Here is a 14,294-nt window from a genome sequence, read left to right as displayed (position 1 = left end):
GGAGGTTCAACCTTGCAGCAGGGGCGCAAGCCCCACACCGTGTGTCAGAAAGGGAACCAGGAAGGCCGCACGCTGCGCACGTCGCTGAGCGAGTGAGACAGCTGCGCGCCGAAGTCGTTGAACGCCTGGCCATCCAGCCACATGGATTCAATCTGTTTCTGGCCGAGCCGCACTTCGTGACGTTTGCCATTGGCGGCGGTGGCGACGACGGTGTCTCCGCCGTTGTACGTCACCTGGAATTTCTCGCCCCAGATCTGGACAGGCTCGCTGAACTTCAAGTCCTTGGGCACCTGGGTCACCATGTTGGTGCCGCGCGAGCCGGGGACCTTCATGTCATCCATGAACTCGCGCAGGAAGTCGCGCGTCACTTCGCGCGTCTGCCCATCCAGGATGGGGTCCACCTTGTTGTCGTAGCCGAAGCCCAGGATGCTGTTGCCCTGCTTGGGGTTGTCCAGGTTCCACGTGGGGACGCTGAGCATGAACTGGTTGGCGCCGGGCTTCGCCTTGTCGCGCCAGTCCTGGGCCTCGGTGGCGTTGTCCTTGAGCAGGGCCAGGCCGTTGAAGCCGTTCCACACCACGTCGTCCGTGTCGAGCTGGCCGGTGGGCAAGGGCTTGGGCTGGGCGGTGCCGTTGGACGGGTGCGTGCCGCCGCGCGGCTGGAGCGACGCGCCAATCTGCGGCAGGTCGTTCTTGTTGTAGCCCATGGGCAGGTTGTCCAGCGTGCCACCGTCCACCAGATGCATCTGCCGGCCGGTGACGGGGTCCACCACCTGCACCGGCTCGAAGACGCCGGGGATGGCCATGGAGGCGCGCATGGCGAGCGCCACGGGCGTGTCCGGCGTCGTCTCCTGGCTGAAGACGAAGATGCGGTCCTGCGCGCTCTTGAAGCCGCCGTTGGGGACGGCGCTGTCGTAGGCCTTGGCGGCGACGAGCTGGAGGGGAATCTTGAGGTCGGCGAACGTCACGGGCCGGTCCGTGATTCCGGTCAGCTCGCGCAGCTTCTGGTCGAAGAGGTCATATGCGGCCTGGCCATCCAGCAGGCCGCCGTCGTTCAGGTCCAGGTCGGCGTCATACAGCTTGCCCAGGCGCGGGTCCTTGGCCACGTCCTCCACCTGCTTCGGCGTGGCGCCCGTGGCGGCGAACGCGGCGGCGATGGAGCCCGCGGACGTGCCCGTCAGGCTCACCGGCACCACGCCCATCTCGCGCATCTCCGTCAGCATCGCCGCGTAGCGCTTGCCCTTGCCGCCACCGCCCTCCAGGCTCAGGTGCACGCCCATGGGCTCGCCGCCCTGCACCGGCATGCCCGCCTCGGCGCGGTTCTGGGCGACGGAGGCCGTGTACTCGGCGGCCTTCTTCGCGTCGCCCCCCGCGACGATGTCCAGCGCCGCGGGCGGCTTCGTCACCGGCGTGCCCGTGGGGAAGCGGCTGGCGTGGACCTGTCCGTTGGGCAGCTCCTTCGCCAGGAACTGCGGATCCAACCAGAGCGAGCCCGGGCGCGGCGCGGTGGCCTTCGTGTAGCCCGTCTGCTGCGTCAGCGCCCCTTCCGCCTTCTCCAGCGCGGCCTTCACCTGCGCGTAGCGCGGATGCGTGGAGGGCAGCATGTCCAGCTGCGCCGACAGCGAGCGCACTTGACCCAGCGCGTCACGGAAGCCCTTCGTCTGTTCGACGAGCTGCTTGCCCTGCTTGTCGTCAATCTTGGGGGGCAGGACGCGCTCGAGGACCTTGCGAAGGTCGCCGAGGTCCACGTCCAGCAGCTTGTTCAGCGGAATCTGGAGCGGCTTGCCGGTGAGGGTGATGCCCTCCCAGGGCTTGCCGCCGGTGCCGGCGAGCTGGGGCAGGCCCAGCTTGGACAGGTCCGGCAGCTTCGCCTCGAAGCGGTCCACCACCTGGTTCGCCGCGCGCGCCACGTTCTGCAGGCCCTGGCCCATCCGCTCGAGCAGGTTGGGCTTGGGGGCCTCCGCCTTCTGCGGCTGCACGGGCTCCGGGGTTCGACGCGGTGCGGCAGACGGTGTGGAGGACGGCAGGGACTTGATGCTCATCGCGGTGGCTCCACTTCGGGACGCGTCGAGGGGGTGGCGGGCTGCCTGGAGATTATCGCCCACCAGCCGTCCCAGGTTGTGTGTCGCCTTTCGGAAGTCGTCCGGGCCCGGCAAGGGCCTTGCTTAGGGGTGGATCAGAGGCGCCTGACGCCTGCTTTATGGAGGCCTTCCGTGACGATGTGCCGCAGCCCCGAGTTCGAGATGCTCGTTGCCCATGCCGTGACGCTCTTCCCCGAGGACACCGTCCTCTCGGCGCTTCAGGTGATGCACCGTCACGGGGCGCACGCGCTGCCGGTGGTGGATGGCCGGGACGGAGCGTGGTTGGGCGAGGTGTCCCAGCATGAGCTGCATCGGCTGTCTTCCTTTGCGCCGCTCGCGCGGCTGGCTGAAATTCTGACCGCCAAGGCGCTGGCGAGCACGGAAGAAAAGACCGCCGCGTCCGTGCCCGCCTCGGCGCTGCTGCTGCACACGCCGCCGCCCCGGTGGCTGCATTGAGTCTTCCGCGGGCAGGTGGCCGGAGGGCAGGGGAGGCGAGCCTCCGGGGTGGTACGAACGAGCAGGCGGCCCGTGCCTCTTCCGGCGCTGCTCGCGCGTGCTCGCGCTCCTCTCACACGGCTCGCGAAGTGACTGGGGGCCGTCTGACGGCTAGCACCGGGGGGTGGGCTCAAAAACCACCGCGGAGGCCACAGCCTGTTCCCGGTGGCCCCGGGCCAGCTGGCACTCGATTCCCCGGGGGACGGAGGAGGCTTGGTATGAAGGCAGTGGCGATCATCCTCGCATCGGGCGAGGCCCGGCGGATGGCCCACCCCAAGGCGCTCATCCTGCACGAAGGCGACAAGAGCTTCCTTCAGTCGCTGGCGTCGACCTTTGGCAAGGCGAGCTGTCAGGTGCTGGGTGTGGTGGGGAAGGATGCTGAGGCCGTGCGCGAGCAGCATCCGGGGCTGGACCTGGTGGAGTCCGAGCAGTGGAAGGACAGCCAGATGGCCTCGGTGAAGGTGGGGTTGGACGCGGCGATGGAGGCCGGAGCGGACGTCGTGCTCCTGCATCCGGTGGACATGCCAGCGCTCCGGGCCACCACGGTGAAGTCCTTGCTCAAGTTGATGGGAGAAGCGGAGGAGGCGCTGCGTCCGGAGTTCGAGGGGGCACCTGGCTGGCCGGTGATGTTGTCGCGGGCCGCGGCGGAGCGGCTGCGGGCGGCGGAGGGTGACCAGCTGGAGGTGGTGCTGAAGAACATGAAGGTGCGTCGGGTGCCGTTGAAGGACCCGGGCGTGATTGTGAACATCAACGGGCCGGAGACGTACGAGCGGCTGTTCGGCTCGGAGCCGAAGCTGGCGCCGCCGCCCAAGCGCCGAGGCACCGGCAAGCGGCCGTCCTCGGGGCTCACCACGGTGGCGGATATCGGCGGCGGGGGCGGTTCGGTTCCCATGGCCGCGTCGCCGGACGAGTAAGAACTGGAGGGCCGGGGCTCCCTCAATCGGGCGGCTCCGGCCCGTCGTGTGAGCAGGGCATGACGGGCCGCTCGTGCGTGCGCGCGGCCCGTGGAGAGGTGCCCGGGGACTAGAAGGTCAACCCGAGGCCGAAGTACGGCCCGCCGAAGCCTTCCTCGTGCTCGACGCCGTCCACGTGTCCGGCGTCGTTGAGGTACAGCGCGCGCCAGCCGCCGCGCAGGTTGAAGCCCCCCAGGTGCAGGGCCATGCCCGCCTGCGCATCCACCTGGCGGTGGGGAAAGGGCGTGGCATTCACACGCGCCTCCACGTCCAGCGGTGAGGCGCCGATGCAGGCCTCCACGGACGCGCCGAAGCTGGGACCCACGAAGATGACGCTGGGGGCGTGGGCGCTCGTCAGGCCCGCTTCGACCCGCACGCGCCCGCGGGCGCTGGCCCACAGGGCCGCTGTCACCCGCGCGCTCAAGAGGGTGATGCGGTCCACCTTGTCGGAGCCGTCCTCCGCCCGGAGCGTCAGGCCGGTGATGCGGGTGTCCAACCCCATGCGCCGGCCCTCCATGGCCATGAAGAGGCCCATGGCGCCGCCGCCAGTGAGCCAGTCCGCCTGCGCGCCCAGGCGCACCAGGAGCGGCACGGGCTCATCGCGCCGGCGCTCCGTGCGCGTGGTGGCGTTCAGCCGGGGCGAAGCCGAGGCCCCCGCGGCGCCCACTCCGACGACGGCGGTGCTCACGGGGACGCGGGCCCGTCGCCGCCGCCTGCGGGGAGCGTCGTCCTGGGCGTCGCGCTCCTTGCCAATGGCTGTCGCGGGGTGCTCGCGCGCGGGGCGCCCGTCGTTCGAGCCCTGTCCGACGGGCGTGGCGGGATGCTCACGCGAGCGGCGCTCGTGGCTGGCGTCCGGGCGGTCCGCGCCGCGCTCCGGGCGGGTGGTGCCTCCAGACGATGACGGCGTGGAGCGCTTGCCGAAGCGGGCCTCGGCGGGGGCTCCGCCGAGCAGGAGGGTGGCGGTGAGCGCGGAGCCGAGCACGGCCTTCGATGAGGGCAAGGTCCACTCCTCTTCCTGGCGGGGGACGACGGGGGAGCGACATTCAAGGGCCGCCGGCCCCGCGCGGCCATGGTCCCCCGGGGTGGGCGGGCGTTGGCCAATCGCGCTTGTGTGGCATTGGGCAGCGCGCCGTCCAATGAGTGCGCACGGCACGACACGTGGGAGGAATCGCCATTCACCGGCGGACGCTCGCCGTGCATCCCGGCCGTCCCCGCCCCATCTCCTGGGCTCATCGCGCGGGGGAGCTGGGACTATCTGCCTGTCTGGACCGGGCGGATGCTCACGGTTCGACAGTGGGCGAAGGCCTCGCGGTGTGAACTGTGTCAGCGAGCTACGGAGGCACTAGGGTGGCAATCGTGACCCATGTGGTGATGCAGCCGACCGTGCTCCTGGTGGAAGACGACCCGGACCTGCGGGGCGCGATGGCGGAAGCGCTTCAGGACGAGGGCTACGACGTGGCCATGGCCATCAATGGCCGGGAGGCCCTGCGCGTGCTCGTGTCGCTGGAGGTGCCGTGTCTGGTGTTGGTGGACCTGGAGACGCCTCGGGTGCAGGGCCTGGGGTTGCTGGAGACACTGCAGCGGGACGCGCGCTTCGAGCAGTCGCGGGTGGTGGCCATGGCGGCGGAGCCGGGGCCCCGTCCGGCGAGCGTGGTGGCGCTTTTGCGCAAGCCCGTGCGGCTCAAGGACCTGATGGCCACGGTCCAGGAGCACTGCCCGGGACCGAGGCCGGAGGTGCCTCGACGAATCAGTAGGTGAGGCCCAGGCCGAAGAAGGGGCCGTGGAAGCCGTCGCGGTGGACGACCCCGTCCACGTGGCCCGCGTCGTCCAGCACCATGCCCCGGTAGCCGCCGCGCAGCACCAGCGCGCCCAGGTGCAGCGCCAGCGCGGCGCTCGCGTCCACCTGGCGATAGGGGAAGGGCGTCATCTGCGCGCGCGCCTCGAAGTCGAGCGGTCCCGCGAGGCACGCCTCCAGGGACATGCCCAGGCTGGGGCCCACGAAGGCGATGTCCGGCGCGTTCGCGGTGCTGACACCCGCCTCCACGCGCAGCCGGACGCGCTCCAGGGAGACGAGCGCCCAGGTGAGGTGCGCCTCCACCAGCGTGATGCTGTCCGACGCGTCCGTGCCGTCATCGGCGTCCACGCTGATGCCGGTGATGCGCGCGTCCACGCCGAAGCGCCGGCCCTCCAGGCCGATGAAGAGGTCGCCCGCGCCGCCGCTGTTGACGGGCCCGGCCTGGAAGCCCACGCGGAAGGACAGGGGCGCCGCGTGACGCTCCTGCCGCAGTTCACCGCGGTGCCGGGGCTCGTCCACCACCATCAGCCGGTGGTTGCCGCCGGAGAACACGAAGGCGAGGAAGCCGATGCTGTCCGCGACATCCGACGCGACGTGGCGCGAGTTGTTGCGCCGCCGCCGGGGCCTGTCGTCATCGTCATCGTCGTCGGAGTCCGAGTGGCCCACCGGCGTGGCCTCGTGCGTGTCGTTCTTGTCGTCGTCCTTCTTCGAGTCGCTCTGCGAAGGACGGGAACGCTTGCCGAAGCGCGCCTCGGACGGCGTCGAGCCCAGCAGCAATCCCAGGGCAAGCACGGCGCTCAGGACGGAACGGAAAGAGAACACGGTGGGCTCCTCGGCGGTGGCCGGAACGAGGCAACGCGAGTCAGGACGGCCGGCCGCCTGCTTTATTCATACACCCATGGTGTATGGGATGCCGCCTGCCCCCTGGCCGGGCAGCCCTCGCGAGCCCACCGTGTCGCCGGGCCCGGGAGGTGGAAGCCGACCCCCCGGGCTGGTCGTGACGCGGTGCTACTTCCGGACGCAGAGCTTGGGGTTCTTCACGCAGGCCACGGCCAGGCATTCGCTGGCGGAGCGCGGCTCGCAGCCCTTCTTGCACTTGGGGGGCGAAACGCTGAAGTCGCACTCGCCGCCGCCGCACGTGCTGCGGTCCGTCACGGGCAGCGCGTCGCAGGGGCTGTTCAGGTAGGTGGTGATGGGTTCGGGGTGGAAGACGCCGTCATCGTCGGAGCAGACCTCGAAGTCGCCGTCGCCCTGGACCTTGAAGCCATCGCCCACGGCGCAGCGGGGCGCCTGGGGGCTGGCGCTGCCGAACTCGCAGGGCCCCACGGTGCGGGCCAGGCAGCCGAAGGCGGTGTGGTCGCCGATGGTGGTGTTGGCGCAGATGCGCGAGGCCAGGTGCACATCTCCGGCAATCCAGTCCTTGGCGAAGCAGGCGTGGACGTTCTGGTACGGGTAGCCGGTGAAGTTCGGCTTGGAGAGCTGGGGCAGGTAGGTGTCCATGTTGATGCTCACCTCCACGGACAGGGCCTTCGAGTCGAAGATGTTCCCGAAGAACGCGCCCTCGCGGAAGGTGAAGGCGCCGAAGGATGCGACGGGGTAGCGGCCCTGCGTGGTGCCGGGCCTCACCCACGAGCCCGGCGCTTCCATGCGGTTGAAGGGCGCGGACATGACGCTGTACCTGCCGCCGCGGGGGCAGAAGAACGTGGCGCTGGGGGCGTCGCCGCCGCAGTCGTTCTTCTCGGCCGCGGCCAGGGCGTCTCCGGCCTCGCAGCCCCAGGGCTTCTCACACACGCGCAGCACGCGGTGGCCGGAGATGGCGCCGAGCAGGCCGGTGCACGTGTCCGGCCTCGGCGCGCCGGCGGCCACCGTCACCTCCAGTCCCGGAGTGCAGGCGCCCACGCCCTCGCCCACCCAGCCACACTCGTCACCCAGGCCGGAGCCGCCCTTGTCGCACGGCAGGAACATGGGGTGCCATTGCTTGGTGTCACCGGTGGGGTTGAAGCGCAGGTCGTCCCGGGGGTCCTCGCCGCGCAGGGAGATTTCCACGGTGTGGCCGTAGGCGTTGTTGCGCGACAGCAGGCACGCGCTCACGTAGCCCAGGCACTGGGGGCTGGGCGCCGTGAAATCCCACTCCGGACACAGGGCCGCGCCTCCGCTGAAGGTGTACACGTTGCCCAGGCGGTCCTTCCACTCCACCTTGGAGGTCGGGCCCAGCGCGCACTCGACCAGGTAGTGCATGACGTTGCGCGCGGCCGGGTCCTCGAGCTGGTGCCTGAGGCGCCAGTCACCCGCGAAGGCGCTCGAGGTCAGCGGCTGCGAGATGAGCGCCTCGATGGAGCCCGCGTTGGTGGTGAGCGCGTTGAAGGCCAGGTCGGCGGTGGAAAGCGAGTTGAGGATGCGGATGCCCGGCTCGGCCTCCGCGCGGGAGAGCGGGAGCAGCGCGGCCACGCACACGAGGGCGGCCAGCGCGGAGCGGAGGGGGGCGGGGAGTCGGAGGATGACGGAAGACATGCGGAAGGGACCTCGCGCGAAAAGGAGACTCGGAGTCGCGAGGTAGCACGTGGCGGGCCGACGCTCGCCTCGCAGTATTTCCGTGAGGTTGTGCGCGCGGCTCCAGCGCCCTGTTGCCCCCAGGTCCACAGTGGCGAGGGCAGGTGTGGACCTGGCGGCCACGTCGAAGCGCGCTCCCTGGATCGAGGCACAGGGCTGAGGCGCGAGAGGCCTCGCGGGGGGGAGGCCACGTCGAAGCGCGCTCCCCGGACTGTGGCGCAGGGCCTCGGCGCGAGAGACCTCGCGGGGTGGAGGCCACGTCGGAGCGCGCTCCCGTCAGCGGCGCGCGCTCTTCTTTCCCTTCGCGGAGCCCGAGCGGCGCGGCTCCGAGCGGCCCTGGCTCTGGGGTGCCTCGGGTGGCGCCAGGGAGCAGGCCGCCGCCGCGGTCAGCACCTCCGCCCGCGCGCTCTGGTGTTGCTGCTCCAGCACGCGCAGTCGTCGGGCCATGGCCTCGCGCAGCGCCTGCAGCTCGGCCACGCGGGCCTCGGACTCGGCCGCCTCGCGCTCCAGTTGCGCCCCGCGCTCCGCCAGCGCGGACACCGAGCGAGAGCTCGCCCAGGCCGCCGACCCGCAGAGCACGCACACTCCGGCGAGCAAGCCCCAGGGCAGCCACGCCCGGCGCCACAGCGCCGCCTCGTTTCGCCGCGTCGCTTCCATGCCCGCCCAAGGCTAGCGAGCCACCCGCTGTAGGACTCAAGGCGACGGCCCTGCCACTCGGGATTTACAGGGCGGCCTCAAGTTTACAGGGCCGAAATGATGTCACAGGCTTGATTCGGAACCCGGGCCGGGGCGTCATCCGGCCCCTTTTCCTCCAACTTCGGGAGTCGGTGGGCTGATGGCGATTGCTTGCGTGGTGCTGGACTTCGACGGGACCTTCACGGACGTGGCGACGGAGAGCGCGCCCTTCTTGAAACACTTTCGTGACGGACTGGTCCGCGCACTGGGGCAGGGGGTGGAGCAGGCCTGGGAGGAGGAAGTCGCGGCGCTGCGAGCGGGCGCCGACCTCCTGGGGTGGAACCTGGGTGGCAAGGTGGTGGCACCCGCGACGGCGGACCCGTACCTGACGGCCACGACGGCGGCGCACCGCATCTTCCAGCGGCTCTCCGTGGGCACCGACGAGGCGACGCGCTCGGAGGCCGTGCAGACGATGTATCGCGAGTCCTACGTGCACTCGGCCACGGCCTTCAAGCCGGAGGCGAAGGAGGTGCTGGAGGCGCTGCTCGCCACGGGCCTGCCCGTGACTGTCGTGACGAATGCGCACACGGAGCTGGTGGAGAAGAAGCTGGACACCCTGGCGCCCAAGGGCCGCGAGCGGCTGAAGGTCTCCGGCGACGCGCGCAAGTTCCTGCTGGACCCACCGGACGTGTCCGACGCGCGCTTCGATGCGCTGCCGGAGATGCAGACGCTGGACGGCGTGCTGCGCCGGCCCGTCTACCTGCGCCGGGGCCGCTACTTCGAGGCCCTCAAGCGCATCTGGGACACCACTGGCACGCGGCCCGAGGACACGCTGGTGGCCGGCGACATCTACGAGCTGGACCTGGCGCTGCCGGCCGCCCTGGGCGCGCACGTGCAACTCGTCGCCCGTGACAACGTGTTGCCGTACGAGCTGAAGGCCATCGAGGCGCTGGGCGCTCGCGGTGGCGTGGACAAGAGCCTGCGCGCGCTCCTGCCGCGCCTGCGCTGAAGCATCCACCCGCCGATATGCTCCCGAGAGGCGCGGCGTTGACGAGACTGTCGTCCGCCGCGCCCTTCCATCGGAGCCAGCCATGTCCGTCAGCCGCTCGCTGTCGTCGTGCGTCCTCGCCGCCTGCATGTCCGCCTGCGCGACCTCGGCACAGGTGGCGCTGGAGGCGCACCCCGTCAGCGTCCAGCGTCCGGCGAGGGAGCCCGGCTGCGCGTTCGAGGTCTTCGAGGAGCGCGAGCCCCCGCGCCCCTATGCCGAGCTCGGCACCCTGGCGGTGACGGGCAACGAGTACCTGGGCGCGCAGGGCCGCAAGGCGCTGCTCCAGGAGACCGCCTGTTTGATGGGCGCGGACGCGGTGCTGCTGCCGCGCCCCTTGGAGCGCAAGGTGGCCGGCGGCCAGCGCGTGCGGGAGTACGAGGCCCGCTTCGTCGCCTGGACGGACGTGCCCGCCCGCGTGGCCTCGAGCGACGAGCCGCCACCCCTCCACCAACGCCCCCCACCCACGGCCCAGGAGGGCTACCTCATCATCCCCGTGGACCCCGAGTGGACGGGCGAGTCCGTTGGCACCGTGGAGCGCGAGGTGAAGCCCGCCGACGGCGCGAAGCGGTAGCCGAAGCTCCAGGAGTCCGGGCACACGCCAGAAACACGAAGCCCCGCGTCCCAGGGAAGGGAGCGCGGGGCTCGGTGCGACGGGCCTTGGAGGCCGGAGAGTCTTAGACCTTCGCGCCCGGGGTGGGCTGGAAGACGTCGTTGAACTCCACGATGGCCTTGTTCAGCGAGGCCTTGATGTCGTTGGTGAGCTCGCGCTTGGAGGCGATGTCCTTCGAGATGGTCGGGTACTTGCCGTCCGTGAAGTCCAGGAACTCACGCATCCAGCGCACCACGTCCGCGACGGGAATCTCGCGAATCCAGCCGCGCTTCTTGGGGTCGTCGCGGTTGGTGGCGGCGTAGATCTGCATGACCTGACGCTCGACGGGCAGCGGCTCGTACTGGCCCTGCTTGAGCAGCTCCACCATGCGGGCGCCGCGGGCCAGCGTCTCCTGCGTGGCCTTGTCGAGGTCCGAGCCGAACTGGGAGAAGGCGGCCAGCTCGCGGTACTGCGCGAGCTCCAGCTTCATGGTGCCGGCCACCTGCTTCATGGCCTTGATCTGCGCGGCGGAACCGACGCGGGACACCGACAGACCGACGTTGATGGCCGGGCGGACGCCGGCGAAGAACAGGTCCGTCTCGAGGAAGATCTGACCGTCGGTGATGGAGATGACGTTCGTCGGGATGTAGGCGGACACGTCGCCAGCCTGCGTCTCGATGATGGGGAGCGCCGTGAGCGAGCCCGCGCCCTCTTCGTCGGACAGCTTGGCGGCGCGCTCCAGCAGGCGGCTGTGCACGTAGAACACGTCGCCGGGGTACGCCTCACGACCCGGGGGGCGGCGCAGCAGCAGCGACAGCTGGCGGTACGCCACGGCCTGCTTGGACAGGTCGTCGTAGATGATGAGGGCGTGCATCTTGTTGTCGCGGAAGTACTCGCCGATGGCCACGCCCGCGTACGGCGCGAAGAACTGCATCGGGGCCGGGTCGGAGGCGTTCGCCGCGACCACCGTGGTGAACTCCATGGCGCCGAAGCGGTTGAGCTTCTCCACGACCTGGGCGACCGTCGACTGCTTCTGGCCGATGGCCACGTAGATGCAGTAAACGTTCAGGCCCTTCTGGTTGATGATGGTGTCGATGGCGACGGCCGTCTTGCCCGTCTGGCGGTCACCGATGATGAGCTCGCGCTGACCACGACCCACCGGCACCAGCGCGTCCAGCGCCTTGATGCCCGTCTGCAGGGGCTCGTGCACGCTCTTGCGCTTCACGATGCCGGGCGCCTTCACTTCCAGGCGGCGCGTCTCGGTGGCCTCGATGGGGCCCTTGCCGTCCAGGGGGATGCCGAGCGGGTCCACCACGCGGCCCAGCAGGCCCTTGCCCACCGGCACGGAGGCGATCTGCTGGGTGCGCTTGACGACGTCACCCTCGCGGATGGCCTGGAAGTCACCCATGATGGCGACGCCGACGTTGTCCTCCTCGAGGTTCAGCACGAGGCCCTTCACGCCGTTGGTGAACTCCACCAGCTCACCGGCCTGCACGCCCTCGAGCCCGTAGATGCGCGCGATACCGTCACCCACGGACAGCACGGTGCCCGTCTCCGCGACGGTGACCTTCTTGCCGTAGTCCTTGATCTGCTCCCGGATGATTCTGCTGATCTCGTCGGCGCGGATTTCCATGGGCGTTTTGCGTCCTCGAACAGGGGGCGGGCCGGGTCGGTTCGGGTCCGCCGAAAGCTAGAAGTCGGGGCCCCTTACCACGCACCCCTACCCACTGCAATGCGCACGACATTCGGGGCTCTCGGGGCATTATCAACCCGGTAAGCGACGGTGCCCCGGTGCCCGGCGAGCGAGGGAGCACGACCCCTCCGGGCACGTGTGGCCGTCAGCGGCCGGGAGGCTCGCGGGGCAGCCAGACGACGAAGCGGGTTCCACCCTGGGAGGACTCCACCGTGAGGCGTCCCCCATGGGCCACGGCCACCTGCCGGGCGATGTAGAGCCCCAGGCCCAGGCCCTCCGCGCTGGCGGGGCGGCCCCGTCGGAAGGGCTCGAAGAGGGTGGCGTGCTCCTCCACCGGCACCGTCAGCGAGTCATTGCGGATGGAGAGCGTCACGCCCCCCACCGAACCCACCAGCTTCAACCACACCGGCGTGGTGTCCGTGCTGTGTTGCAGGACGCTGCCCAGCAGCGTGTCCGCTAACTGTGTCAGCCGAGCCTCGTCCCAGTGGCCGCGCAAATCCCCCTGTGTCTCCATCAGCAGGGTGCGGCCGGGGTGGGCCTGTCGCCGCTCGTCCAGCACCCGCTCCACCAGCCGGTCCAGCATCAGCGACTCCGGGCGCACCGGCAGCCCGCCGGCCAGCCGGGCCCGGGTGAAGTCCAGCAGCTCGTGGATCATCCGCTCCATCCGCCGGGCTGCCTGGGCCATGTGGCCCACCAGTCGCTGCTGGGGCTCCTCCATCCCTCCCAGCCGCTGCAGGGCGCCGGTGCCCATCTGGATGGTCTGCAGGGGCGTCCGCAAGTCATTGCCCACCACGCCCAGCAGCTGCTCCCGGAAGTGCTCGGTGCGCTCCGTCCGCTCCTCCGCCGCCTTGCGGCCGCTGATGTCCCAGATGGCGGCCAGTCGCACCTGCCGGCCTTCCCACAGGACGTGCTTGCCCAGCACCTCCAGCGGAATGCGCTGGCCGTCCCGGCGCACGCACATCACCTCGTAGGGCGTCTCCACCCCCCGGGCGACGGCGGACATGACGGCGGGGCGGTATTCGGGGGACACCCATTCGATGAGGTGGTGGCCGATCAAATCCCGGGGCGAGTCGTGACCCAGGAGGTGGGCCAGCGCGCGGTTGGCGTCCAGGACGACGCCGTTCTCATGCAGGAAGTGCCCGTCGCAGGCCACGTCCGCGAGGCTGCGCATGTGCGACTCGCGCTCCCGAAGCCGGGCCTCCTCGTGCGTCCGCGCCGTGTCGTCGCGCATCCACATCACCACGCCCGTGAGCACGCCGGCCTGGTGCGCCGGGGACAGCGCCACGCGCAGGCTGCGCTCTCCACTCGTCGACGACAGCACCCCCGTCACCGGCGCCTCCACCACGCTCTCACCAGAGAGCGCGCGAGACAGCAGGGGGGCCAGGGACACCGCCAGCTTGGGCCACAGGTCGACGAGCGGGCGCCCCAGGTGGGCCCGCATCTCCATGCCGGAAAGCGACGCCAGCGCGCCATTCACCCACACGGTCCGCAGCTCCCTGTCCAACAGGGCGATGCCACAACCCGTCGCGTTCAGTACCGCGCCAAGGAAGGGCCAAGCCTCTTCGGGGGCGACCGCGAAGAGCGGGCCACCGGGGAGGGGGTGAAGCAGGGACTGCGGCATGTTGAGGTCGTCCAGAAAACCCGGGGTTACCCCGCGTTCCCCCGAGTATACCTCTCTCCAGGGGCAACGGGAAATGCCGGTTTGCCCCGGACTGCGGGGTGCAGGGACGACCTGCGGAGTGGGCCGCCGGACGGCGGCCGTACTCTTAGTGCTGCTTCAGCTCGCGGCGCATCTCCTCCAGCTGGGTGCGGAGGCTGCCGTCGTAGAGGATGCTGCCCACCTGGGCGGACACGCCACCGAGGAGGCTGGGGTCCACGCGCGTCTCCAGGATGACGTCGCGCTGGGTGATCTGCTGGAGCGACTGGCGGAGCGCGGCCAGGGTGTCGGCGGGAAGGGAGGCGGCGGTGGTGACGTTGCCGCGCACGCGTCCGGCCCGGGCGTCGGCCATGTCGCGGAAGACGCGGGCGATGTCGGCGACGTAGGGCAGGCGGTTGCGGTCCACCAGCAGCCGCAGGGTGTTGGCCAGCACCGGCTCCAGGTTGGGGACCAGCTTCATGACCCCTTCCACCACCTGCGCTCGCTGCGCGCGGGAGTAGATGGGGTTGTGGAGCACGTCCGTCATCTCCGGGTTCTTCGCGAAGATATCCGCGAAGGAGGAGAGCTGCTCGGCGACGGCATCAATGCGGCCCACCTCCGACGAGACGTCGAGGAGGGCACGGGCGTAGCGGCGGGCAATGGACACGTTCACCATGGCGGTCGCGCCCTTAGCATGGTGCTCCAGGGGCGTCCACCTCCGCGGCCAACGTGCCTGGCCGGACAGGGAAGCGACGCGCGGAGGGCAGGTCTGACGAGAGGGG

13 protein-coding genes are annotated in these 14,294 nt (G+C 70.4%); 5 read left to right on the top strand and 8 right to left on the bottom strand.

Annotation, left to right across the window (positions count from 1 at the left end; genetic code table 11):
* Positions 1–44 precede the first annotated feature (44 nt).
* Positions 45–2,039, bottom strand: coding sequence for a patatin-like phospholipase family protein (locus HUA78_RS41145; RefSeq protein WP_141640428.1), 1,995 nt, complete (start codon positions 2,037–2,039; stop codon positions 45–47).
* Positions 2,040–2,216: 177 nt separating this feature from the next.
* On the opposite strand from HUA78_RS41145, the gene HUA78_RS41140 reads away from it, so the two are divergent.
* Together HUA78_RS41140 and HUA78_RS41135 are read left to right on the top strand one after the other, a co-directional pair.
* Entirely contained in the window at positions 2,217–2,534 is a 318-nt protein-coding gene (locus HUA78_RS41140) for a CBS domain-containing protein (RefSeq protein ID WP_141640481.1), read from the top strand.
* Between the two features lie 257 nt (positions 2,535–2,791).
* Positions 2,792–3,487: an NTP transferase domain-containing protein gene (locus HUA78_RS41135; RefSeq protein ID WP_141640429.1), complete on the top strand. Its 696-nt coding sequence runs from the start codon at positions 2,792–2,794 to the stop codon at positions 3,485–3,487.
* A gap of 109 nt (positions 3,488–3,596) precedes the next feature.
* On the opposite strand, the gene HUA78_RS41130 is transcribed toward HUA78_RS41135, so the two are convergent.
* Positions 3,597–4,526 (bottom strand): hypothetical protein, encoded by a 930-nt coding sequence (locus tag HUA78_RS41130; protein WP_174453852.1) that lies wholly within the window; start codon positions 4,524–4,526, stop codon positions 3,597–3,599.
* Positions 4,527–4,873: 347 nt separating this feature from the next.
* On the opposite strand from HUA78_RS41130, the gene HUA78_RS41125 reads away from it, so the two are divergent.
* On the top strand, positions 4,874–5,284 hold the full coding sequence (locus HUA78_RS41125; protein WP_174453853.1) for a response regulator: 411 nt from the start codon (positions 4,874–4,876) through the stop codon (positions 5,282–5,284).
* Here the strand turns inward: HUA78_RS41125 and HUA78_RS41120 are convergent.
* From HUA78_RS41120 to HUA78_RS41110, 3 genes are all read right to left on the bottom strand, one after another.
* On the bottom strand, positions 5,274–6,143 hold the full coding sequence (locus HUA78_RS41120) for a hypothetical protein (protein ID WP_174460673.1): 870 nt from the start codon (positions 6,141–6,143) through the stop codon (positions 5,274–5,276). The genes HUA78_RS41125 and HUA78_RS41120 overlap by 11 nt on opposite strands.
* Before the next feature lie 186 nt (positions 6,144–6,329).
* Positions 6,330–7,832 carry a hypothetical protein gene (locus HUA78_RS41115; protein ID WP_174453855.1) on the bottom strand — a complete coding sequence of 501 codons (1,503 nt, stop codon included), beginning with the start codon at positions 7,830–7,832 and terminating at the stop codon, positions 6,330–6,332.
* A gap of 315 nt (positions 7,833–8,147) precedes the next feature.
* Entirely contained in the window at positions 8,148–8,528 is a 381-nt protein-coding gene (locus tag HUA78_RS41110; RefSeq protein WP_141640434.1) for a hypothetical protein, read from the bottom strand.
* 178 nt (positions 8,529–8,706) lie between these two features.
* Here HUA78_RS41110 and HUA78_RS41105 point away from each other — a divergent pair, with 178 nt between their 5' ends.
* Together HUA78_RS41105 and HUA78_RS41100 are read left to right on the top strand one after the other, a co-directional pair.
* Positions 8,707–9,555: an HAD family hydrolase gene (locus tag HUA78_RS41105; RefSeq protein ID WP_174478702.1), complete on the top strand. Its 849-nt coding sequence runs from the start codon at positions 8,707–8,709 to the stop codon at positions 9,553–9,555.
* 82 nt (positions 9,556–9,637) lie between these two features.
* A complete protein-coding gene (locus tag HUA78_RS41100; protein ID WP_174478701.1) occupies positions 9,638–10,165 on the top strand; it encodes a hypothetical protein in 528 nt (175 codons plus the stop codon).
* 103 nt (positions 10,166–10,268) lie between these two features.
* Here the strand turns inward: HUA78_RS41100 and atpA are convergent, their stop codons facing one another.
* From atpA to atpH, 3 genes are all read right to left on the bottom strand, one after another.
* Entirely contained in the window at positions 10,269–11,816 is a 1,548-nt protein-coding gene (gene atpA, locus HUA78_RS41095; protein WP_174453858.1) for a F0F1 ATP synthase subunit alpha, read from the bottom strand.
* A 205-nt stretch (positions 11,817–12,021) separates the two neighbouring features.
* Positions 12,022–13,497, bottom strand: coding sequence for a PAS domain-containing protein (locus tag HUA78_RS41090; protein ID WP_141640438.1), 1,476 nt, complete (start codon positions 13,495–13,497; stop codon positions 12,022–12,024).
* 145 nt (positions 13,498–13,642) lie between these two features.
* The gene (atpH, locus tag HUA78_RS41085) at positions 13,643–14,188 is read right to left on the bottom strand and encodes an ATP synthase F1 subunit delta (RefSeq protein WP_174478700.1); all 546 of its coding nucleotides are present in this window, start codon (positions 14,186–14,188) and stop codon (positions 13,643–13,645) included.
* Positions 14,189–14,294 lie beyond the last annotated feature (106 nt).

Origin of the sequence: Myxococcus sp. CA033 (genome assembly GCF_013336625.1) — a bacterium.
In the GTDB taxonomy this organism is placed as follows: Bacteria; Myxococcota; Myxococcia; order Myxococcales; family Myxococcaceae; genus Myxococcus; species Myxococcus llanfairpwllgwyngyllgogerychwyrndrobwllllantysiliogogogochensis.
This window is presented reverse-complemented; position numbering and strand designations above follow the sequence as displayed.

Bases quoted from the DNA above. Each gene is read 5' to 3' on its own strand.
- HUA78_RS41145 (WP_141640428.1), bottom strand. From the start codon at position 2,039: ATGAGCATCAAGTCCCTGCCGTCCTCCACACCGTCTGCCGCACCGCGT.
- HUA78_RS41140 (WP_141640481.1), top strand. From the start codon at position 2,217: ATGTGCCGCAGCCCCGAGTTCGAGATGCTCGTTGCCCATGCCGTGACG.
- HUA78_RS41135 (WP_141640429.1), top strand. From the start codon at position 2,792: ATGAAGGCAGTGGCGATCATCCTCGCATCGGGCGAGGCCCGGCGGATG.
- HUA78_RS41115 (WP_174453855.1), bottom strand. From the start codon at position 7,832: ATGTCTTCCGTCATCCTCCGACTCCCCGCCCCCCTCCGCTCCGCGCTG.
- HUA78_RS41110 (WP_141640434.1), bottom strand. From the start codon at position 8,528: ATGGAAGCGACGCGGCGAAACGAGGCGGCGCTGTGGCGCCGGGCGTGG.
- HUA78_RS41105 (WP_174478702.1), top strand. From the start codon at position 8,707: ATGGCGATTGCTTGCGTGGTGCTGGACTTCGACGGGACCTTCACGGAC.
- HUA78_RS41100 (WP_174478701.1), top strand. From the start codon at position 9,638: ATGTCCGTCAGCCGCTCGCTGTCGTCGTGCGTCCTCGCCGCCTGCATG.
- atpA (WP_174453858.1), bottom strand. From the start codon at position 11,816: ATGGAAATCCGCGCCGACGAGATCAGCAGAATCATCCGGGAGCAGATC.
- HUA78_RS41090 (WP_141640438.1), bottom strand. From the start codon at position 13,497: ATGCCGCAGTCCCTGCTTCACCCCCTCCCCGGTGGCCCGCTCTTCGCG.
- atpH (WP_174478700.1), bottom strand. From the start codon at position 14,188: ATGGTGAACGTGTCCATTGCCCGCCGCTACGCCCGTGCCCTCCTCGAC.